The organism is Pseudanabaena sp. PCC 9330, assembly GCF_055795045.1.
Map to the genome: position 1 here is coordinate 24257 of NZ_JAYFES010000115.1, position 16628 is coordinate 40884.

The window sequence follows — 16628 nt, forward strand, 5'->3', positions numbered from 1 at the left end:
GCCTTAGTAGTCACAGCTACAGTCTCAAAAAACGGGGATCGCTGAAACCCCTGAAGCCTCGTGTAGCCCAAAAAATGACTAGCGGATCGCGGTGACCTTGGCAAGATTGACATCCCCCAGCAGTCTGGTGACAATGATTCGACCAGCGAAGGCAATCCCTCTGTCCCCACCCGTCGGTAGGCCAGATCCCTCTTGTTACAAGGGATCCAGCCAAGTGGCAGGGTGGCAGGGGCGGCATTGTGCTGGCGATTTTTTCAGTTGGGGAAGTGGACATGAGTGAGCAGTCAGTGGCGGCCATGGCGTCGAGAATTAGTCTCAATGTGGAGGTGCCTGAAGAATTGTTTGAGGCGATGCGTGATTACGTTGAAACCCACCCGTCGTGGAGCCAGCACCGGGTATTTTGTGCGGCCCTGTCGCTATTTTTGATGCAGAACGGTATTAGCGATCGCCGCATTAACCGGCTTTACCTAGATGCTGTCTTTGACTACGCGGCTTAGGTCTGTCTCCACTGCGCTGAGGGCCAATGTCAGGCGGAGCGATCGTCAGCTAATCAGGCTATTTTTTCGGAGCCTGTAGATGCAGCCCAGCTCCTGTTGCTGAAGCGACGGCACCACCGACAAAACACTGCTTGCCGCCCCGAGATCACAAGCTATTTGCATTAAAGCTAAGGACGCCCCAAGTTTGGGGCGTCCTTAGTGTTTGTGGCCGATAGTGTGGCCACCTCCTAGGCGCTGAAGGGGCACTGCCCACCCCAGCGCCTAGGAGGCAGGTTCTAACCGAATCAGACGGCCGTTGGCGGCGTCGGTGAGCACGTAGAGGTAGCCGTCTGGCCCCTGGCGCACGTCGCGCACCCGCTGCCCAATGGCGATCGAGGTTTCGTTGACGATCTGGCCGCTGGCGTCGATCTCTAGGCGTCTTACATCTTGGGAAACCAGCCCGCCCGCAAATACCTGTCCCTGCCACTGGGGATAGCGATCGCCCCGGTATATCGCCAGCCCCGAGGGGGCAATGGCCGGTGTCCAGTAGGTAAGCGGGTCAACCATTCCTGGCCGCGACTGTTCATTAGACACCGGCCCTCCAGAATATTCTTCGCTGTAGGTGACTACCGGCCAGCCGTAGTTTTCGCCAGGCTCTAGCCGGTTGAGCTCATCGCCGCCCCGGGAGCCGTGTTCTGTAGACCAGACCTGGTTGGTGGCCGGGTCGAGGGCCAGCCCCTGAATGTTGCGGTGGCCGTAGCTCCAAAGCAAGGGATTGCCCTCCCCATCGCCGACGAAGGGGTTGTCGCTGGGTGCCGCCCCCGTCTCCGTCAGGCGGGCCACAGATCCGAGCAGGGTCTGGCGATTTTGGGCCTGGTTACGAATGAGCTCACCGTCTAGCTCTACCGGGGGGTTGCCGCCATCGCCCACCGCCACCAGCAGAGTGCCGTCGGGCAGCCACAGCAGCCGCGAGCCAAAATGCTGCCCCCCCGCCTTATCGCGATTGTTGGTAAAAATCACCGTCCAGTCAGTGAGGCTGTTGCCCTGGAGACGGGCGCGAGCCACCTGGGTGCGGTTGGCCTGCTCGGTGCCGTCGGCGTAGGCCAGGTAGACCAGACCGTTGGTGGCAAACTCTGGGTGCAGGGCAATGTCGAGCAGCCCCCCCTGGCGAAAGGCCAGCAGGTCGGGCACCCCGGCAATGGGGGTGGGGTCTAAAACGCCGTTGCTAATGCGGCGCAGGCGACCGGGGCGCTCGGTCACGAGCATGTCGCCGTTGGGCAGCCAGGCCATGCTCCAGGGGTGCTCTAGGCCTTCGACCACGGTGACTGGCTCGACAGAAGCAACCACGGTAGCCGGAGCTTGGGCTGTCTCTGGCCCAGAGTCTGGGCCAGAGTCTGGGCCAGTGGTAATAGAGTCGGTAGTGGGGGCGGCTACCTCCGGGGTGGCGGCGGCGCAGCTGACCAGACCCACGGCGATCGCCAGCGGGGCCAAGAGCACAGAAAAACGGTTGAATCGCATCGTTAAATTTAGGGGTCTCTACAGAATCATCCAGGGCGGGCAGGCATCCAGGTGGACGAGACCCATGCTCTCTGCCGCCGCGAGTTGCATCGCTAGGGTTAATCGCGATCAAACTCGCAGCCGCCAGAGGGGAGAGTCTAAACACAGACTAAAGGCAGCCAGCCCCGTAGGGATGACTGCCTTTAGCCTAACCAATGGGCCTAGAGAGTGGCCAGACCACCACCCAGCGCAGCGGCAAAGGCCGATACGGTGGCAGTGGCAAAGATCCACCAGGCGGCGGCGGCGGCGGTTTTGCGGGTGTCGTCCACCTGCTTTTCGACCTGGTAGCGCATTTCGGCCAGACGCTTTTCGACCTCATGCTCAAGCTTTTCGGCTTTGTGGAGGGCGCTGGTGCGCACATCTTCGACCTGAGCGATCACCCGTTCGGCGTCGGTCTGGGAGATCGAGTCGTGGGAGCTGAGGATGGCGACTAGGGTATCGCGGTCAACCTGGCTGAGCCGGGTTTGTAGGGCGTCAAACCCGGCTTTGGGGTCGGCCATCATCTGCTGTAGGTCGCGCTTGATGCCGTAGTAGTCAAGCTCGGGGCGATCGAGGGAGTCGAGGTACTGGCGAATGCGGTTGAGAATGCCGTCGATCGCACCCTGTACCTTGTCTTGCACCAGGCGAATCTGATCCATGATCTGGTGGCGAATCTCAAGCACGCGATCGACAGCGGCCTCGGCCTCGGCCTGGGTCATGTCGGGGCGCTGGGCCAGCAGGGCCACAACGGTATCGCGATCGATCATGCTCAGGCGGGTTTGCAGGCGATCGGCCCCCAGGCGCGGGTCTTCGAGCAGCAGCCGCAGGTCGCGCTTGATGCCCTCGGGGTTGAGGGCGGCCTTGTCGGTGTTGCGCAGGTAGTCTTCGAGCGCCTGCTCAAAGGAGACCACCTCGGCCTTGGCGCGACGGGCCAGGCGCTGGGGCAGCTTCAGCAGGTCGCTGACGGTGCTTTGCATGTCGTCGATCACCTGGTTGACCTCAGCCTCGGTGAGGTCGTCGCGCTGGCTGAGCAGCTTGACCAGGGTGTCGCGATCCATGTCGGCCAGGCGTTCTTTTACCGCCTGCAAGCCCAGCTTGGGGTCGTTCACTAGCAGCTCTAGATCGCGCTTGATGCCCTCGGGGTTGAGCTCGGGCTTGCCGGTTTTGAGCAGGTAGGTCTCAATCGCCTGGGTGGCCTCGTCGTACTTGGCTTTGGCCTGGGCGGTGAGGGCAGCGGGCGCGTGAACTGTCTTGTACCAAGCCGATTCGACTTCGTCTAGGGTCTGCTGCACCTGGGCCTCGGTGAGGTCGTCGCGCTGGCTGAGTAGCTGCACCAGGGTGTCGCGGTCAAACTGGGCTAGGCGCTGACGCACCCGGTGGAGACCGGCATCGGGCTCAGAGAGCAGGGTTTGCAGATCGGCCTTAATGCCCTCGGGATTGAGCTCATTTTTGCCGGTCGAGCGCAGGTAGTGCTCTAGCGCTTGCTGCTGATTTGCGATGCGGGCCTGGGCGGCAGACTGAAGACCAACGGCGTCGGCCTGAGCGGTGTGCAGGGCCTGCTCTAAGTGGCGAGCAATGGAGTCGATCTCGGCTTCGCTGAGGTCGCCCCGAGCCCGTAGAGAGTCGCTGAACACCCTGTAGCTAAAGGCGGTGTAGCGATCGCGCAGGTCTTCGGCATCGGCGTAGGGGTCATCGATGACTGCTTTAAATGTATCAACGGCGTTTCCGCTGACCAAACTCTCGCGATCGGTGCGCTGCAAGAAGGTGTAGACGCGGGTTTGCAAGGTCTTGGCCGCCTCTAGGCGATACTGTTCTGACACTTCGGCTAGCACCTGGCGGCGCACGTCGTCGAGCTGGGTTGAGACCTGAGCAATCTCCTGCTGAGTCAACAGCCCTCGTCGGGCCAAAACATCGGCAAAGTCTTTGCGGTTGAGCGATTGCAGCGTCTGGCGTTGTTGGCCAGGGTCAGCAAACGGGTCGTAGATTACCTCCCAAAATTCTTTCTTCATGCGCTGGGGCTGAAGCTGCCAGGGGTAGGCGCTAGAGAGGTAGGCTTCGACATCGGCCTTGACCACGCTGTAGGGTTGGCTGTCGTCGCCTGCGGCGATCGCCGCTACGGCACCGCTCACCTTGTGCTGAGCATCCTTGAGCTGACCGGTAATGTCGGCCATGTCGAGGTCAGACAGATCGAGGCGCTGCAGAGCAATGCCCATCAGCAGGCCAAACCCTTGCTGAAGCCAGCCAGCCCCCTCACCAGAGGAAGAACGGCCCTCCTCAGACAGCAGCTGATCGAGGCGATCGCGCAGTTTGCCGGTCACCAGGTCGTCGCGCTTGGCCGATTGCAGATACTCTGCCAGCTCTGCCAGACCGTTGCGGCCCGCTGCCTGGCCCTGGGTCTGGCCGAGGGCCCGAGACCAGCTGCGGTAGAGGCGATCGGCAATGCGGCGAGTTTCTTTGGCCGACAGATCGGTGCGGCGGCTGACCAGATCTTCAAAAACGCTGCGATCGAGCTGGGTCAAGGCATCGCGATCGGCTTGGGCCACCACGCCTGACTCTTGCAAGAGCCGCTCAAACTCTGACTCTAGGGCGTCGGCATCGACGGTAGGCGATTGCAGATTGCTCAAATAGTCGCGCAGGGTTTCTTTAATGTCGGTGTCGTTCCACCCGGTCATGAGTTCTTGGCGCACGGCGGCGGCAGTAGCTTCGGCAGTGGCGACCACCTGGTTGCTGGCTGCTTTGGCCGCCAAGGCGCTGGTAGCGGTGCCCACCAGCGATTGAAAACTAGAGGTAGCCGTCTTCACCACCGAGCCAATCAACGAGCCCACGGTGGTAGAGCTGACCCAAAACAGCAGGCAAAAATAGGTGCCCCACACCACCAGGCCCGTGATCGCTCCCAGCAGAGCACTGCTGTAGAGGCTGAGCTTGACCGCTAGCAGGCAGCCAAAAAACAGCGCCAGACTCACTGTAATAATCGTCCAAACACCAACCGCTGTGGCGATCGGCGGCGTGCTGCCCCCGCTGCTCGACGAGCGGCGGCTAGCGTTGACCGGCCCGATGGCAGAAATACCCACCGCTACCGACAGGTTGGTCAGCAACAGCTGAAACCCAAAGGCCAACACCAGGCCCGATACCAGGGCAATAAAAAACTGCGGCCCCGAAAAAATCAGGGCGGCCTCCTCCGGAGTTGTAATCTGTGGATCGACTACCGGGGCCTGGGCTAGCAGCAGCCCAAGCGTACCTTGAGTCTGTAGCTCACTCAACCATCCAATCATCAGGCCAATCATTAGGGCATCCCTCTGCGCTCTTCTCCTTCATGAGAGCGGCTTTTCAGGGTGCTGCCATCTGGCAGGGGGGATATTTCGTTGGGTAGAGGTTGCTTGGGGAAGAGGGGGAGGGTGAGTGGGGAAGGGTTAGCCGTAGGGGCAAACGGTTGTTTGCCCAATGCAGGGAAGATCCTTTCGAGCCAGAATCTTAGCCATCGGAGCCGTTGCCAGCCCAGGGGCGGCGCAGATGCAGGGGCAGGTGGGTGCAGTCGTTGAGCTGGCGCACAAAGGGGCCATACTCCATCAGCTCGACCAGAGAGACGGCGGTGACGGGCATGGCCAGGCGATCGCGGTAGCGGCCCACATCAATGCCCAGCAAGGTGCAGAGCATGATCCGCAGGGTAGCCTTGTGGGAGACCACCAGCACGTTACCGTCGGGGTAGGTGTCTTCGATTTCGGCCAGCACGCCAGAGCTGCGGCGGGCCACCTGCATGGCCTTTTCGCCCTGGGTGGGCCTGTTCCAGGCGGGGTCGGCCAGCCAGCGAATGTAGTCGTCGTGGAAGACTCGGTTGACCTCGGCTGGGGCCATGCCCTCCCACTGGCCAAAGGCCAGCTCTCGCAGGTCGTGGCGCTGCTGTATCTCCAGCCCCGTAATCTGGCTCAGGGGCTGGAGGGTGGCAGCGGCATGGTTGAGAGGGCTACAAAACATTGCCTTCCAGTCGAGGTGGTGGTAAGCCTTGGCAAAGTAGTCGGCCATCTGCTGCCCCTGCTCGGTGAGCGCCACCCCGTCGCGGCTACAGTAGCGGCCCGTGCGGCAGTACTCGGTTTCGGCATTGCGGAGTAGGTAAAGCCTCAGGGGCATGGGGTGCAGTCCTCAGGTGCAGGGCAGCGATCGCAGCTCTTCGCTCAGGTGAGAGCGATCGGCAATGGTGTGAAACAATGGCCCCCGCTGGCTCAGCTCGACCACACTGACCGCAGCCACGGGCATATCCATGCGATCGCGGTAGCGGCCCACATCGATGCCCAGCAGGGTGCACAGCATAATGCGAATGGTGGCCTTGTGGGAGACCAGCAAAATGTGGCCGCTGGTGTGGCGGTGCTCAATCTCATCGAGTACCTGGGCCGAGCGCCGGGCAATATCTACCGCCCGCTCGCCCCCCACCGGGGCATACCAGGCCGGGTCGGTCAGCCAGGCCACATACTCGTCGTGGTGCTCGCGATCTACCGCCGTGGGGTGCATGCCCTCCCAGCGGCCATACATTACTTCCCGCAGCCCGTCGCGCAGCTGCATCTCTAGACCCAGGCTGTCGCACAGAGGCCGGGCCGTCTCTACCGCCCGCCGCAGGGGGCTGACGTAGGCCGCAGTCCAGGGCAGGTGGCAGTAGGTCTCAGCAAACTCCGCCGCCATGGCCACCCCTTCAGCCGTCAGGCCAGGGTCGTTTTCAGGCATACCGCAGTAGCCACCCGTCAGACTGTAGGCGGTTTGGCCGTGGCGCAAAAAGTAGAGAAAAACTCCCATCGGCTCCTGTCGGTAAGTCTGGGCGGGGTAGCAGGGATGTAGCAATGGCCCTTTCACCCCTAATCTAACCTACGGCTCAGACCTACCAAAACAGGTTCAGAATTGTATAAGACTCTCAATTCTCAGCTGGCTATCAGCCTTGCCCCAGGCAGATACGTTAACTTAAATAAAACAAGGCCAAGATCGAGGCATCTGGCCGCGATCAGCCGTCAAAAACCTCTACCGTTACCCCGCCATGAAGCGACGTAGGCTATTGGAAGCGGGCACCGCCGTTGTAGGCGGCACCTGGCTTTTGAGCAATTTCACCGCTGAAGTTTTCTCTAATCAACTAGACACCAAGCAACCCAACCCTATGGCTACCACCAACGAGCAATTTACCGTCAACAAAACCGAAACCGAATGGCGTGAACAGCTGACCCCTGAGCAGTTTCGGGTGCTGCGCCAGCACGGCACCGAGCGGGCTGGGTCTAGCCCCCTAGACAAGGTCTACGAACCTGGCACCTTCAAGTGCTCGGGCTGCGGCACACCCCTATTTACGTCCGACACCAAATTCAACAGCGGCACCGGCTGGCCGAGCTTCTATGCGCCCATTGAGGGGGCCATTGCCACCACCACCGATCGCTCCTTCTTTATGACTCGGGTTGAGGTGCACTGTGCCACCTGTGGCGGGCATCTGGGTCACGTCTTCCCCGACGGGCCTGCCCCCACGGGCCAGCGCTACTGCATGAATGGCGTCTCTCTGGAGTTTGTACCAGCAGAGGCTTAGGTATTTGCCCGCCTGCACATCCTCCGCGTCATGATTTAGGCGCGGGGGATTTGACTGATCAGCCACTGGCGAAACTGTCTGACCAGGCTGTTTTCGCCAGTGGTGGGCTGGAGCTGTAGAAACCGCTCTAAGTCGCTGTCAGTTAGCGGTGGTAGAGCTACGCTGGTAGGGCTGAGAGCATAGCTTTCGCCTTGCAGAGTGTAAATCGTCAAGCTGGTGCCATCAAATCGCCAGAGCTCTGGAATGCGCAGAGCTGAGTAAATCTCTAGACGATTGAGGGAGCTGCTGGTGATGTCAATCTCTACCGCCAGGTCTGGAGGTGGGTAGCAGGCTAGGTCGATTTGGGTGACACCACGGACTTCGGCCTCGTGCTGAATGTAGTAGCACTGGTCGGGTTCGAGTCCTTTGGCCAGGTCAGCGCGATCGCAGGTTCGTGAGCCCAAACTGCGAATTTCTAGCCCCAGTTCTTCTGTCGCTGCTTCGATCAACCGACCCAGCAGCTTCTTGAACGTTTCGTGAGGATCGAGGGGCATCCGAATTTCGAGGGTACCGAGATCGTAGGTCAGACGGATAGCCGGTTCTTGCTCAAAGTCATTAACCAGCGAACGGTAGGTCTGCCAGCTAATGTTGTGCAAGATGACGCGATCGGGGCTTTGAATCAGGGTGGCAGTCATGGTGACGCCTGAGGTGAGAGATGGGTGCTTGGGTAAAGGGTAGGCGGTGCCTGCTCTAGCTAGTAGCTACGCGGTAGCTGACTTTGATCATAAACACTTAGCCCTCTAACTAGTCAGCGTCAAGACTTAAACTTTAGGACTGCCATCTTTTGAAAAGCCTGTCAAGAAAGACTTTCGGGAAACACTAATCCTAATTCTTAGCGCTGACGCTGCACTAGCAACAGCAGGCAGCAGGTTTAACCTATCGGAACTGTATGAGAAAAACCCCAGAATCCTTCTGTGAAAAAGCCAAAGTAACTGGCTACTCACCTCAGCATCCTGGGGCCTGATGGGTGGGGGTTCTAGCGACCGGTAGAGCCGGGCAAAATGGGTTGCTCGACGGCCTGACGGAAGATCTCGGTCTCTTCGTTGAACTCGATCGGCAGTACCGCGACCACGTTTTCGTGGGGGCGAGGAATGATCACCCAGGTTTCGAGAATGCCGCCGGGGGTCTTTTCGGCGGCTTCTACCCCAGCGGCCATGGCGGCCTTGACTTCGGAGACATCGCCACGAATGTTGATGGCGAAGCGGGCACTACCGGCGCGAATGTAGCCAATGAGCGTCACGCGCCCGGCTTTAACCATTGCATCGGCGGCGGCTAGCACCGGGGGAAACCCTCTGGTTTCGAGCGACCCGACGGCCTGTGGCATGGTTGTACTCCTGAGAAAGCTTTGTGGGTAAAAAATTCAACCTTTATTGTACGGGGCGGTGGTAGCGATCGCGCCGTGTCGATTTATTAAAGACTGTGGGGAGTTGTAATAGTCAGACTGATACCCGCCGAGCTCTACACCCGAAACGGCTCTGAGGCCGGGGTAAAGCCAATCGGCAAAATCGCGTCGACGTTGTCGGTGGGGTTAGGAATGATCACATGGGTGGTGACCTCGGCCAGATTGGGGCAGGCATTGGCGGCGATGAGACCGGCTTCCATAGCCCGCTTGACCTCTGCCACCAGACCGCGAATCACCACAAACTGTCGGCCACTCTCAGACCGATCTTGCACCGAAACGGTGACATTGCCCGCTTTGACCATGGCGTCGGCGGCAGCCAGCACCGCTGGAAAGGTCTGGGTTTCGATGACGCCGACTGCGATCGCCATAGGTCTTTATCCTTGGTGTAGTTTAATGTTGGGCATTACCCAACATTAAACTACACCTTGATACCGCTGGGTTCTCCGGCGGTGGCGATGATGCGATCGCACCCCGACGCTGGCTTGGCCCAGTCGCAGTGGCAGTCTTTGGGATCACCCCAGCACAGACTCAGGTAAAGCTCGGTGCGGGTCGCCGATAGCTCGGCCCACTCGCTGGCAGCAATGCGATTTTCTACCGCCTCTAGGGTGGTGATCTGGGGATCGCCCCCGGCCACCCACAGGCGCAGTCCGGCGATCGCCTGTCGCCAAAAGTCAACCACGGCAGGCTTTGCCGTCACCAGCGCTGCCTTGTCGGCGGGGATGGCGATCAGCTGGGGGTGCAGCTCGGGTACCCGAATGCTGCGACCCTGAAACTGGCAGGTGTGCCACACCAGCCCCGACACGCTGTGCTGGTGCTGGTAGTCGTGAATCTGGGCGCGAAAGTCTTGGATGGCAAACACTTTGCTGAGCTTGTCAGCCCCGATCGCCTTCGAGAGCACCGGGTTGTCGATGCGATCGACCGAGGAGAGCACCACCCGCTCACCCTTCCAGGTGGCGCGCAGCTCGCGATCGAGAAACTCTAGGAGTTGTTCGGTGGTGTAGCTCATAGGGCTATCTTACCAACCCCCAACGGGCCGTTTTGTGCCCAGCTATAGTTTCCCCAGGCGTTCTGTCAAAAGTGTGTAGAAACCCTCGGCATCGACGGTTTCGATCACAGTGGCGTTGGCTGCAGCGATCGTCGGATAGGCGTTGGCGACGGTGCGCCCCAGACACAGAGAGCCCTCAGTTTCAACGGCTAGCACCATGGGGCGACCGGTAAAGAGGTCGGGGCGCAGCAGGTAGGCGATCACACAGGGATCGTGGAGGGGCGGTGCCGAGAGGCCGTGGCGTTCTATATCGATCTGGCCGTAGTGGCGCAGCATGCCAGCGGCGGCTTTGCCCACCTGGGTGCCCAGGTTTTCTAGCGTTGCCAGCCGTGCAGGGGTGGTCACTACCTGGTGGGTCACATCCAGCCCGAGCATGATCAGAGACAGACCGGCATCCACTACGACCTTGGCCGCGTGGGGGTCGACATAGACATTAAACTCGGCGGCGGGGGTGATGTTGCCACCGCCGAGGGATCCGCCCATCATGACAATCTGGTCGATACCTTGGGCGATCGCCGGGCACTGAATCAGCGCTACAGCCAAATTTGTCAGCGGGCCAAGGGTGGCGATGGTAATTGGCGCAGGGGTGGTAGTGAGGCGTTCAATTAAAAATGCGACAGCGTGCTGCGATTGCAGCGCCATGGTGGGCTCGGGCAGCTCAGCGCCCTGGAGGCCGGTAGCACCGTGAACCTCTGCGGCGGTAGTGAGCGATCGCAGCAGCGGGCGCGGGCAGCCTGCGTACACCGGCACATCGGTACGCTGGGCCAGTTGGCAGATGCGGCGAGCATTGGCTGTCGTCAGCGCCAGGGGCACGTTGCCCGCTACGGTGGTGATCCCCAGCAGGTCAAATTCGTCAGGGCTGGCGAAGGCGAGCAGAAGGGCGATCGCATCGTCTACCCCAGGGTCGCAGTCAATGATCAAGGGTTTTGCAGCCATAGACAGCCTCGTGCGCAATCTCTACACAATAGCCACAGGGGTGGCACAGTACCGCCAGCCGAGCCAAGCGGCGCTACCGTAAAATAAGTACAGAGCTGTTGCTAAAAATCCCCCCCTGAAGGAGGTTCGCCCTTGTCTGCTGCGCTTCGTCGGACAACTGTTTTGCTATCGGGCCTGGGGCTGCTGCTGGTCTCGGGCTGTGCCGGTAGCCTGCAAGAGTCGCTCCAGGCCGACCCTCAGCTGCAAGATCGCCCGGTCTTTAGCGATACAGAGCCAGAAGTGCAGCCCGAGACCCCGGGCGATGTAGACGATCCAGAGGCAGAGGCAGGGGCAGAAACCGCGATCGCCGCGCCTGAGGACGAAACTCCCGTCGTCGACAGGCCGGCTCCGGGTGCACCCCAGGGTGGCGGGTCTGCGTTGCTCAGCGAAGTGCCCGACGATTTGCGCCCCTACGTGCAAGACTGGCTGGCCCTGGGTAACGGTTCTGAAGGTAACCAGTCATCTACCTCGGGCACCGCGCCCTCCCTAGACTTTAGGCCCAACCAGTCGATTACCCGAGGCGAATTTGCCCAGTGGCTGCTGACCGCCAACAACCGGTTCTACCAAGACCAGCCCACCAAGCGCATTCGCCCAGCCACCAGCAGCACCACTCCGGTGTTTCAGGATGTGCCCGGTTCGCACCCCAACTTTGCCGCCATTCAGGGGCTAGCCGAGGCGGGCATCATTCCCAGTGCTAAGACCGGCAACGCCACCGCCGTCACCTTTCGTCCCGAGGCCCCCCTCACCCGCGAAGCCCTGGTGCTGTGGAAGGTGCCCCTCGACTCGCGCACGGCCCTACCTACGGCCACCGCCGATGCCGTCACCACGGTCTGGGGCTTTCAAGACACGGCCCAGATTGAGCCCCTAGCGCTGCGGGCGGTGCTAGCTGACCATCAAAATGGCGACTTTGCCAACATTCGCCGCGCCTTTGGCTTTACGACCCTGTTTCAGCCCCAAAAGGGGGTCTCCCAGGCCGAGGCCGCTGCTGCCCTGTGGCGCTTTGGCACCCAAACCGACGGCATCTCTGCCGCAGATCTGCTGCAGCGCCCCAGTGGCCAAGCCGACTCCCCAGCATCCGCCACCCCGGCCAACACGCTCTAAGTGCCCAAGCTATTTCCGACCCCTTACAGCCCTTGACCATTGCCCTCGGGGGTGCCTAGAGAACGCCCACCAAAGACAGCCCCATGCCCACAAACGCCAGCACCCCAGCCGCGATCATGATGACAGCGGGCATGGCTTTGCGCGTCTGCATCCACCGACGAATAAAGATAAACACCAGGGCAGCGGTCACCCCCATGGCCATGCCCGCCCCGCCCGGCGAACCCGCCTGCCACAGCCAAGCCCCCAGCAGCAGCAGAGTGGCACTGGCGAGGCCGCTAACCAGCGATACCTGGCTGCGGGCTTGGGCGTAGCCCATCAAGCCGCCAACGGCAGAGAGGACGGCGTAGGCGATCGCAAATAGGGCTCCGGTAGGCATAGGACGCAACGGCTCAATTTACTCCCAGGCTATAGCCGAGCCAGAATAGTTGTAAAGGCTAAATGAAGATCGCCCTAGGTTGTTGGCCCAAGCTTGGCAAAAGCTTTACGGTCTTGGGGCAACGGTAAGGGCTGAGCGTGGCCACAGATCTTGCCCTTTAGGATCAGGGTCTGGCCAAGCTATAGAGCTAATTGCCCACCCTGAGATTGCCCTTGTTGGCTGAGACATGCTGCCCATGCATCCGACTACCCCTCCCATGACCGACCCTGCATCGCCGCGATCGATGCCTGCGATCGTCTCTGTGATTGTTCCCGTGTACAACGGCGGTAAGAGCTTTCGGCTGTGCCTCAGCAGCCTGGGCCAGTCGAGCCGCCCTCCCGACGAGGTCATCGTGGTGGCCGATGGCGACACCGACGGCTCATGGCAGATAGCCGAAGCCTGGGGGGCCAAGGTGTTTCGCTACGAGACCTCAGGGGGGCCTGCCCGCGCCCGCAATCGGGGGGCCAGCCTGGCCTCGGGCGATATTTTGTTTTTTATCGATGCCGATGTCACCGTGGGGCGCGACACCATTGCCCAGGTTGAGCAGGCGTTTCAGCAGGATGGTGCTCTGGCCGCTCTGATCGGCTCCTACGACGATCAGCCAGGGGCCGACAACTTTTTGTCGCAGTACAAAAATCTGCTGCATCACTACACCCATCAGGTGGGCCGCGAAGAAGCCTCTACGTTTTGGGGAGCTTGTGGAGCCGTGCGGGCAGAGGTGTTTAGGGCCGTGGGCGGGTTTGATGAGCGCTACCGCAAGCCCTGTGTCGAAGATATTGAGCTAGGCTATCGGCTCAAGGCCGCAGGGTATAGTCTGCAACTGTGTAAGCATATTCAGGTCAAGCACCTGAAGTGCTGGCGACCCCTGTCGCTGCTGCGGGCCGAGGTGCTCTACCGCGCCCTGCCCTGGACAGAGCTGATCTTAGACCAGCGCCAGCCAATGAATGATCTCAATCTCGATCGCTCAAACCGCTACAGCGTAATTCTGAGCTTTGCCCTGGTGAGTAGCCTGGGCGGGGGAGCGCTGTGGCCGCCGCTGTGGATCGTCTCACTGCTGTCTATGGTCGGACTGTTGGCGATCAACTGGAGAGTGTACCGCTTCTTTTATCAAAAGCGCGGCTGGCTGTTTACCTTGAGGGTAATTCCCTGGCACTGGTTCTACTTTCTCTACGGTGGGGCGGCCTTTGCCTACGGCTGTGCGGCTTATCGCTGGCAACGGTTGCCTCTACCCCAGGGGTCGGTCTTAGCCCTACGCCAAGGAGACTGACTTGGAAGGCAACTAACTTGGAGTGTGACAAGGAGGATCAGCCCATGGCAGAGTTGTCGCAGCCTTTTGTTTCAGTGATTATTCCAGTTTTTAATGATCTAGAAGGCTTGCAGCTATGTCTAGCAGCTCTAGCGCAGCAAACCTATGGGCGATCGCACTTTGAGGTCATCGTCGTCGACAATGGCTCTGCCGACCGCGACGCTATCAAAACTCTGGTGACCTCCTACTCAGGCACCCGGTTTGCCGAAGAGGCGATCGTAGGCTCCTACGCCGCCCGTAACCGGGGCCTCACCCTAGCCCGAGGAGAAATCATTGCCTTTACCGATGCCGACTGCATCCCTTCTCCAGACTGGCTCGAGCGCGGCGTCGATCAGCTCAATCAACACCCAGACTGCGGCATGGTGGTTGGCAAAATCGACGTTTTTACCAAAAACTCGACTAGCCCCAACCTGGTCGAGAGGTATCAAATGGTGATCGGGTTTCCCCAAGAACAGCACCTAAAGGAGCACAAGAGCGGTGCTACTGCCAACGTCTTTACCCGCCGTCAGGTCATCGATCAGGTAGGGCCATTTATGCATACGCTCAAGTCTTTTGGTGACTTTGAGTGGGGGCATCGGGTCTATCTGGCCAACTACCTGCAAATATATGCTCCCGATGTCATAGTGCAACATCCGGCCCGGCCCACCTGGGGTGCTCTGCGACAGCGGACAGAGCGCGCCGCTGGCGGTTTATACGACTATTACGTTAAGTCAGAGCCTCACTGGCTAAAACGCAACTTGGTGTTTTCTAAACTCATCCGCAACGATTTAACCCCCCCGGTCAACTTTGCCATCAGCGTCTTTAACAACCCCCTGGTAACTACCCTGCCCCAGGGTATCGGGCTGCTGCTGCTACTGCTGCGCCTGCGCTACATTAGCGCATGGGAAAAGCTGCGCCTTAAGTTAGGGGGCGTTTCAAAACGCGCTTGATTATTCCTCAATTCCGTCTTTGATTTCGCCTACCCGATTTCGCTGAGCACTACCGTCAAGTTGTAATGACCCTAGTATCGCCAAGCCTTGAGTTCTCTGTTGTTATTCCTACTTATAATCGCCCTTGGCGACTGCAAGACTGCCTCCGCAGTCTTGCAGCCTTATCTTACCCAAGGCAAAACTTTGAGGTCATTGTTGTTGATGACGGCAGCACCGAATCCTTAGACCCTGTGGTCACCCCCCTGCAATCTCAGCTCAACCTCACCCTACTCATGCAAGCGAATGAAGGCCCCGCCAGTGCACGCAATACCGGTTCGAGGGTGGCTCAGGGCCGGTATCTCGTCTTTACCGACGATGACTGTCAACCCACTTCCCACTGGCTGACGGCCCTTAAGACAGCCCTAGAGAGCCATCCTCAGGCGCTAATCGGCGGTCGCACCCTCAACGCCCTCGGTGACAACCCCTACTCTACCGCCAGCCAATTGTTGATTGATTACCTATACGACTATTTTAACCGGGCGGCAGGAGGCGCGACCTTTTTTGCCTCTAACAATTTCTCTGTGCCTCGCCAGCGGTTTAACGACCTGGGCGGGTTTGATGAGACTTTTCCCCTGGCAGCAGGGGAAGATCGGGAATTCTGCGATCGCTGGCTTCAGCATCAATTTCCCATGGCCTATGCGTCAGAGATGACTATTTACCACAGCCACTACCTGTCGCCTAAGAGATTCTGGCGACAGCACTTTAACTATGGTCGTGGTGCCTATTGTTTTCACCGGGCCAAAGCCCAACGGGGCAATGCGCAGGTCAAAGTCGAGCCCCTGCGTTTCTACTGGCAGTTGTTGGCCTACCCCCTAGCCCAGGGCAAACCCAGGGGCGCTTGGCTGTCAGTCCTGCTGCTCGTCTCGCAAATGGCCAATGCCGCAGGCTTCTTTTGGGAATGGCAGCAGCAGTCAACCCCGGCCTCTGTGGCCGTCGGTGCAGTAACAAAAGACTAATCGACTCTCCAGCCACCAGGCCACCCCTGGGTAAGCCGACCCGGGTCACTGACGGGCTGGGGATGACAGTCAAGGGGGGCTGGATCACCCGTGGTGCAGAAGTAGGGTGAGTCGTCGAGAAGGCGGTAGAGACATGGGGCGCAAGACCGCAAACTTGACGCGGAGGAGCAGTGCACTGGCCGTTTGTGGGGCCTAGCCCGAGGGCTGCCCCGTCGCCTCGGGCCAGCCCAGTAGAGCGGCAATCTGATCGCCCAGGGTGACCGGGTCAAAGGGTTTGGCAATCACACCGTCAACGGCCATTTGATGAAACCGAGCATAGTCTCTAGGTCTGATCTGAGAGGTCAACAGTACGATGGGAACGCGGCTAGTGACCGGACTAGCCCGCAGGGCAGACACCAGGGCAAAGCCCGCCAACCGGGTAATGGAAACTTCTAACAAAATCGCATCCCACTGCGAGTGACTGTGGGATGCAAGGGTGTTGGGGTGCTGGCAAGTGGCAACCTGCCAGCCCTGAAACTCGTTGAGGGCTGACTGCACCAATAGACAAATATCTGGCTCGTCATCGATGAGCAGCAACTGTCGGGCAGGCAGATTGCCTTCCCTAGATCTTGAGTTTGATGTTGCGAAAGGCCATGGGGCAAAAAGTGAATTTGGTGCAGGGGAGTAGGCTGTACTGCTTGACAAAATCTAAATCCTGATTGAGTGGTGTCATATCAAAGAAGTACAGGGAACAGCTCAGGCTCAGGGAAGTGGCTACAAAGGAGTTTTCCCTTGCAGATCTGGGCTCTCTATCTACCTGAGACAGCATCAACATAGTGGGAGACATGTTTTGGTGTCTACTCAAGATCGCAAGATATTTCT

17 protein-coding genes are annotated in these 16628 nt (G+C 59.7%); 6 read left to right on the forward strand and 11 right to left on the reverse strand.

Features of this window, described 5'->3' with window-relative positions; all coding sequences use genetic code 11:
* The first annotated feature begins 272 nt into the window (after nt 1-272).
* Nucleotides 273-497 carry a DUF2811 domain-containing protein gene (locus tag AC0QKW_RS17470; protein ID WP_473152368.1) on the forward strand — a complete coding sequence of 75 codons (225 nt, stop codon included), beginning with the start codon at nt 273-275 and terminating at the stop codon, nt 495-497.
* Nucleotides 498-758: 261 nt separating this feature from the next.
* Here AC0QKW_RS17470 and AC0QKW_RS17475 read toward each other — a convergent pair whose 3' ends face one another.
* The 4 genes from AC0QKW_RS17475 to AC0QKW_RS17490 form a co-directional block, all read right to left on the reverse strand.
* Nucleotides 759-1994, reverse strand: a complete 1236-nt coding sequence (locus tag AC0QKW_RS17475; protein ID WP_473152369.1) for a PQQ-dependent sugar dehydrogenase — start codon at nt 1992-1994, stop codon at nt 759-761.
* A 200-nt stretch (nt 1995-2194) separates the two neighbouring features.
* On the reverse strand, nt 2195-5284 hold the full coding sequence (locus tag AC0QKW_RS17480; protein ID WP_473152370.1) for an MFS transporter: 3090 nt from the start codon (nt 5282-5284) through the stop codon (nt 2195-2197).
* Nucleotides 5285-5483: 199 nt separating this feature from the next.
* A complete protein-coding gene (locus AC0QKW_RS17485) occupies nt 5484-6137 on the reverse strand; it encodes a histidine phosphatase family protein (RefSeq protein ID WP_473152371.1) in 654 nt (217 codons plus the stop codon).
* Nucleotides 6138-6149: 12 nt separating this feature from the next.
* The gene (locus tag AC0QKW_RS17490; protein ID WP_473152372.1) at nt 6150-6794 is read right to left on the reverse strand and encodes a histidine phosphatase family protein; all 645 of its coding nucleotides are present in this window, start codon (nt 6792-6794) and stop codon (nt 6150-6152) included.
* A 235-nt stretch (nt 6795-7029) separates the two neighbouring features.
* Between AC0QKW_RS17490 and msrB the strand changes: the two genes are divergently transcribed.
* Entirely contained in the window at nt 7030-7560 is a 531-nt protein-coding gene (gene msrB, locus AC0QKW_RS17495; protein ID WP_473152373.1) for a peptide-methionine (R)-S-oxide reductase MsrB, read from the forward strand.
* Nucleotides 7561-7595: 35 nt separating this feature from the next.
* On the opposite strand, the gene AC0QKW_RS17500 is transcribed toward msrB, so the two are convergent.
* From AC0QKW_RS17500 to AC0QKW_RS17520, 5 genes are all read right to left on the reverse strand, one after another.
* Nucleotides 7596-8234 (reverse strand): Uma2 family endonuclease, encoded by a 639-nt coding sequence (locus tag AC0QKW_RS17500; RefSeq protein ID WP_473152374.1) that lies wholly within the window; start codon nt 8232-8234, stop codon nt 7596-7598.
* Nucleotides 8235-8575: 341 nt separating this feature from the next.
* A complete protein-coding gene (locus AC0QKW_RS17505) occupies nt 8576-8923 on the reverse strand; it encodes a carbon dioxide-concentrating mechanism protein CcmK (RefSeq protein WP_073609987.1) in 348 nt (115 codons plus the stop codon).
* A 134-nt stretch (nt 8924-9057) separates the two neighbouring features.
* Nucleotides 9058-9369, reverse strand: a complete 312-nt coding sequence (locus AC0QKW_RS17510) for a BMC domain-containing protein (protein ID WP_473152375.1) — start codon at nt 9367-9369, stop codon at nt 9058-9060.
* 50 nt (nt 9370-9419) lie between these two features.
* Nucleotides 9420-10007 (reverse strand): hypothetical protein, encoded by a 588-nt coding sequence (locus tag AC0QKW_RS17515; RefSeq protein WP_473152376.1) that lies wholly within the window; start codon nt 10005-10007, stop codon nt 9420-9422.
* Between the two features lie 42 nt (nt 10008-10049).
* A complete protein-coding gene (locus AC0QKW_RS17520; protein ID WP_473152377.1) occupies nt 10050-10982 on the reverse strand; it encodes a nucleoside hydrolase in 933 nt (310 codons plus the stop codon).
* Nucleotides 10983-11114: 132 nt separating this feature from the next.
* On the opposite strand from AC0QKW_RS17520, the gene AC0QKW_RS17525 reads away from it, so the two are divergent.
* Nucleotides 11115-12122 carry an S-layer homology domain-containing protein gene (locus AC0QKW_RS17525; RefSeq protein ID WP_473152378.1) on the forward strand — a complete coding sequence of 336 codons (1008 nt, stop codon included), beginning with the start codon at nt 11115-11117 and terminating at the stop codon, nt 12120-12122.
* A 55-nt stretch (nt 12123-12177) separates the two neighbouring features.
* Here the strand turns inward: AC0QKW_RS17525 and AC0QKW_RS17530 are convergent, their stop codons facing one another.
* A complete protein-coding gene (locus AC0QKW_RS17530; RefSeq protein WP_473152379.1) occupies nt 12178-12498 on the reverse strand; it encodes a TMEM14 family protein in 321 nt (106 codons plus the stop codon).
* 256 nt (nt 12499-12754) lie between these two features.
* On the opposite strand from AC0QKW_RS17530, the gene AC0QKW_RS17535 reads away from it, so the two are divergent.
* From AC0QKW_RS17535 to AC0QKW_RS17545, 3 genes are all read left to right on the forward strand, one after another.
* Nucleotides 12755-13804, forward strand: a complete 1050-nt coding sequence (locus AC0QKW_RS17535) for a glycosyltransferase family 2 protein (RefSeq protein ID WP_473152380.1) — start codon at nt 12755-12757, stop codon at nt 13802-13804.
* Between the two features lie 44 nt (nt 13805-13848).
* Nucleotides 13849-14772, forward strand: a complete 924-nt coding sequence (locus tag AC0QKW_RS17540; protein ID WP_473152381.1) for a glycosyltransferase family 2 protein — start codon at nt 13849-13851, stop codon at nt 14770-14772.
* Between the two features lie 65 nt (nt 14773-14837).
* A complete protein-coding gene (locus AC0QKW_RS17545; RefSeq protein WP_473152382.1) occupies nt 14838-15767 on the forward strand; it encodes a glycosyltransferase family 2 protein in 930 nt (309 codons plus the stop codon).
* Between the two features lie 192 nt (nt 15768-15959).
* Here AC0QKW_RS17545 and AC0QKW_RS17550 read toward each other — a convergent pair whose 3' ends face one another.
* Nucleotides 15960-16343 (reverse strand): response regulator, encoded by a 384-nt coding sequence (locus AC0QKW_RS17550; protein WP_473152383.1) that lies wholly within the window; start codon nt 16341-16343, stop codon nt 15960-15962.
* Nucleotides 16344-16628 lie beyond the last annotated feature (285 nt).

Excerpts from the sequence above, each read along its gene's own strand:
- AC0QKW_RS17485 (WP_473152371.1), bottom strand. The coding sequence starts at position 6,137 with ATGCCCCTGAGGCTTTACCTACTCCGCAATGCCGAAACCGAGTACTGC.
- AC0QKW_RS17500 (WP_473152374.1), bottom strand. The coding sequence starts at position 8,234 with ATGACTGCCACCCTGATTCAAAGCCCCGATCGCGTCATCTTGCACAAC.
- AC0QKW_RS17505 (WP_073609987.1), bottom strand. The coding sequence starts at position 8,923 with ATGCCACAGGCCGTCGGGTCGCTCGAAACCAGAGGGTTTCCCCCGGTG.
- AC0QKW_RS17540 (WP_473152381.1), top strand. The coding sequence starts at position 13,849 with ATGGCAGAGTTGTCGCAGCCTTTTGTTTCAGTGATTATTCCAGTTTTT.
- AC0QKW_RS17520 (WP_473152377.1), bottom strand. The coding sequence starts at position 10,982 with ATGGCTGCAAAACCCTTGATCATTGACTGCGACCCTGGGGTAGACGAT.
- AC0QKW_RS17530 (WP_473152379.1), bottom strand. The coding sequence starts at position 12,498 with ATGCCTACCGGAGCCCTATTTGCGATCGCCTACGCCGTCCTCTCTGCC.
- AC0QKW_RS17510 (WP_473152375.1), bottom strand. The coding sequence starts at position 9,369 with ATGGCGATCGCAGTCGGCGTCATCGAAACCCAGACCTTTCCAGCGGTG.
- AC0QKW_RS17545 (WP_473152382.1), top strand. The coding sequence starts at position 14,838 with ATGACCCTAGTATCGCCAAGCCTTGAGTTCTCTGTTGTTATTCCTACT.
- AC0QKW_RS17475 (WP_473152369.1), bottom strand. The coding sequence starts at position 1,994 with ATGCGATTCAACCGTTTTTCTGTGCTCTTGGCCCCGCTGGCGATCGCC.
- AC0QKW_RS17470 (WP_473152368.1), top strand. The coding sequence starts at position 273 with ATGAGTGAGCAGTCAGTGGCGGCCATGGCGTCGAGAATTAGTCTCAAT.
- AC0QKW_RS17535 (WP_473152380.1), top strand. The coding sequence starts at position 12,755 with ATGACCGACCCTGCATCGCCGCGATCGATGCCTGCGATCGTCTCTGTG.
- AC0QKW_RS17490 (WP_473152372.1), bottom strand. The coding sequence starts at position 6,794 with ATGGGAGTTTTTCTCTACTTTTTGCGCCACGGCCAAACCGCCTACAGT.
- AC0QKW_RS17515 (WP_473152376.1), bottom strand. The coding sequence starts at position 10,007 with ATGAGCTACACCACCGAACAACTCCTAGAGTTTCTCGATCGCGAGCTG.
- msrB (WP_473152373.1), top strand. The coding sequence starts at position 7,030 with ATGAAGCGACGTAGGCTATTGGAAGCGGGCACCGCCGTTGTAGGCGGC.
- AC0QKW_RS17480 (WP_473152370.1), bottom strand. The coding sequence starts at position 5,284 with ATGATTGGATGGTTGAGTGAGCTACAGACTCAAGGTACGCTTGGGCTG.